Annotated in this window: 4 protein-coding genes; all 4 read right to left on the bottom strand. The window is 66.7% G+C overall.

Features of this window, described 5'->3' with window-relative positions; genetic code table 11:
- Positions 1 to 35: 35 nt before the first annotated feature.
- Positions 36 to 239 carry a DNA gyrase inhibitor YacG gene (gene yacG, locus ACK41X_RS23185; protein ID WP_409728608.1) on the bottom strand — a complete coding sequence of 68 codons (204 nt, stop codon included), beginning with the start codon at positions 237 to 239 and terminating at the stop codon, positions 36 to 38.
- Between the two features lie 49 nt (positions 240 to 288).
- Positions 289 to 1,881, bottom strand: coding sequence for an AMP-binding protein (locus ACK41X_RS23180; protein ID WP_409728605.1), 1,593 nt, complete (start codon positions 1,879 to 1,881; stop codon positions 289 to 291).
- Positions 1,882 to 1,984: 103 nt separating this feature from the next.
- Complete coding sequence (locus tag ACK41X_RS23175) at positions 1,985 to 2,605, bottom strand: Maf-like protein (protein ID WP_409728602.1); 621 nt, start codon at positions 2,603 to 2,605, stop codon at positions 1,985 to 1,987.
- A 102-nt stretch (positions 2,606 to 2,707) separates the two neighbouring features.
- The coding region (locus ACK41X_RS23170) for a low molecular weight phosphatase family protein (RefSeq protein ID WP_409728599.1) at positions 2,708 to 3,096 on the bottom strand (389 nt) is incomplete at its 5' end.

Raw genomic sequence — 3,096 nt, 5'->3', positions numbered from 1 at the left:
GCGAGCGGGCCGGTTTGGCCCAAGTTCAGTCCAGTTCACTCCTCCGCCTCCCCATCCCGCATGCGGGGCCGCTCGGGATCGTCGTCGGTCTCCCGCACCGGAATGGCATAGACCCCGCTCATCCAGCGGTTCAGATCGACGTCGCCACAGCGGCGCGAGCAGAATGGCCGATACTTGGCGAGCGAGGGCTTGCCGCAGATCGGGCAGGGTTTGCCGGGTGCGAGCGGAGGGCTGGTCATGGGCGGAACATAAGCCCTGTGGCCAAAGATGGAAGAACGCCAGGTTTGCTCACTCGCGCTGCGGCGCCTTGGTCTCTGCGGTCTCTGCCGTCTCTGCGGCTTCCGCGCCATGCTCCGGACCGGCCGGCAGGCCCGCGAGCGCAGCATCGCGTTCGCGCAGCATGGTCTTCAGCACCTTGCCGTAATTGTTCTTCGGCAACGCCTCGACGAAAACATAATCGCGCGGCCGCTTGAAGCGCGCGATCGCGTTCAGGCACAGCGTATCGAGCTCGGCGCGGTCGGCGTCGCCGACCACATAGGCCACCACAGCCTCGCCCCATTCGCGGTCCGGCCGCCCGATCACCGACACCTCGCGCACACCGGGATGCCGCAGCAGCACCTCCTCCACTTCGCGCGGATAGATATTGGCGCCGCCGGAAATGATCAGGTCCTTGGAGCGGTCCTTGAGGAACAGGTAACCGTCGGCATCGAGCAGCCCGATATCGCCGGTATGCAGGAAGCCGTCGCGCAAGGCGGCGGCACTTGCCTCCGCGTTCTGCCAATAGCCGGCCATCACCGTCTCGCCGCGGCACAGGATTTCGCCGGGCTCGCCTTGGGGAAAGGCAAGCCCGCGCTCGTTCAGGATCGCGAGCTCGATGCAGGAGAACGCGCGCCCCGCCGATTCCAGACGCGCGCGCCAGCGCGGATGCCGATGATCGGCGATGTCGGCCTTCGGCAGAACGGTGATCGTCATCGGGCTCTCGCCCTGCCCGTAAATCTGCGCAAAACGCGGGCCGAAGCGCTCCAGCGCGCGCACAATGTCCTCGACATACATCGGCGCGCCGCCCCAGACAATGGTGCGGATATGCGCGGGGTCGAGGTCTCCGTGATGTTCGACCAGCCTCTTGATCATCGTGGGGGCTGCGAACATCGAGGTCCGCGGCCAGGCTGCAATCAATGCGAAAATTTCATCTTCATCGAAACCGCCGGATTCGGGCACGACATTCACCCCCGCCCGCATGACGTAGGGGATCATGTAGAGCCCCGACCCGTGGCTCATCGGTGCGGCGTGGAGCAGGGGATCGCCCGGCGAGGTGCGGTCCACTTCGTCGAGATAGGCGCGTGCCATCGCTGCGAGATTGCGATGCGTCAGCATCGCGCCCTTGGGACGCCCGGTGGTACCGGATGTGTAGAACAGCCAGGCGAGATCGTCGCCTTGGCGGGGTGTCAGCGCTGCGGGATCGGCGGCCAGCAGCGCATCGAAGGAGCGGCCGCCGAACACCACAATGCGTTCGAGCGAGGGCGGCGCATGCGCCTCGATCGCGGCGGCACAATCGGGCGAGGCAAAGACCACGCGCGCACCGCAATGGCCGAGGATATAGCTCAGCTCTGCGCCGTGCAGCTTGGCGTTGGCCGGGACGCCGACCAGTCCGGCATGCCAGATCGCATACAGCGTCTCGACATAGTCGGGCCGGTTGCTTGAGACGATGGCGACGCGCTCTCCCTCCACAAGCCCGAACCGCTCGCGCAGGGCGCCGGCAAGCCGCGCCACCCGTTCCGCCAGCGTGGCGTAGTCGTAAAGCCGCGCTGCGCCAAATCCGATCGCCGGGCGGTGCGGATAGCTGTGCGCCGATCTTTCGAGGTGCTGTGCGAGATTCATCATGGCCTGTCATGTCAGCGCGCGGTCATCGCGCATCAGCCGGACGCCGACATTCACAGCCGATTCAGGCTGGATTCCGGGCGGCGCGCCGCCCGCGCGGCGGTCCTTACGTATTCAGCCAGCCGTAATGGATCGGGAAGCCTTCGCCCTGCAAGAGCGCCAGCGTCTCGTAAAGCGGCAGCCCGACCACATTGGTGTAGGAGCCGACCAGCTTCACCACGAAGGCGCCGGCAAGCCCCTGGATGGCGTAGCCGCCGGCCTTGCCGCGCCATTCGCCGGACGCAAGATAGGCCTCGATGTCGTCCTTGGTCAGCCGCTTGAAGCGCACCCGGGTCTCGACCATGCGCTGGCGGAAGCTTTCGTTCGGCGTCACCATGCAGACCGAGGTATGGACGCGATGATTGCGCCCCGAAAGCAGCCGCAGGCATTGCCCGGCCTCGTCGAGCAGTTCGGCCTTCGGCAGGATGCGCCGCCCGACCGCGACCACGGTATCGGCGGCGATGATGAAGGCGCCGCGCAATTCGTCGTTCAGCCGCACCGCCTCGAGCGCCGCTTCCGCCTTGGCGCGGGCGAGGCGGGTGGCGCAGGCGCGCGGCAATTCGCCCTTGTAGGGGATTTCGTCGACGTCGGCCGGCTGCAGCGCATCCGGCTCGATCCCGGCCTGGTTGATGAGCGTGAGCCTGCGGGGCGAACCGGAGGCGAGGACGAGCTTGGGCCGGCCGATCATGGATGGTGCGGTGCTATGGTGGCCTGAAAGGGCGCCGGAACGGGGCCGCGACTGGGCGGCAAGACCTATCGGAATCGGCGGGCTTCCACAACCGTTGTGCCGTCAATCCCCCGCCCGCGGCGGCCCGCCGAACCGCGCCCTGATCTTGTTCATGAGCTGGTCGCGCACGGTGCGGTAGGCCTCGAGCTTCTGCTCCCGCGTCTCGCCGATGTCGCTTGGATCCGGGGTCGGCCAATATTCCACATCGGCGGCGATGGTGCGCGTCAGATCCAGCGCCTTGTGATGCGCCTCCGGCGACAGCGTGACGATCAGGTCGAAATTCAGCCCCTCCCAGTCCTCGAGCTGCTCGAAGGTCTGCGGCCTGTGCTTCGAAATATCGAGGCCGATCTCGTCCATCACCGCGACCGCGAACGGATCGGGCTCTCCCGGTTTCACCCCGGCCGAGCCGGTATACATGCTCTTGCCGAACAGATGCCGGAACAGCCCCATCG

This window comes from Pseudorhodoplanes sp. (genome assembly GCF_046289595.1).
In the GTDB taxonomy this organism is placed as follows: domain Bacteria; phylum Pseudomonadota; class Alphaproteobacteria; order Rhizobiales; family Xanthobacteraceae; genus Pseudorhodoplanes.
Note: the sequence above shows the minus strand (reverse complement) of the source record. Positions and strands in the feature narration are given on the sequence as shown.

What these genes read in the sequence shown, in the direction of transcription:
- yacG (WP_409728608.1), bottom strand. Translation starts at nt 239, where the DNA reads ATGACCAGCCCTCCGCTCGCACCCGGCAAACCCTGCCCGATCTGCGGC.
- ACK41X_RS23180 (WP_409728605.1), bottom strand. Translation starts at nt 1,881, where the DNA reads ATGATGAATCTCGCACAGCACCTCGAAAGATCGGCGCACAGCTATCCG.
- ACK41X_RS23175 (WP_409728602.1), bottom strand. Translation starts at nt 2,605, where the DNA reads ATGATCGGCCGGCCCAAGCTCGTCCTCGCCTCCGGTTCGCCCCGCAGG.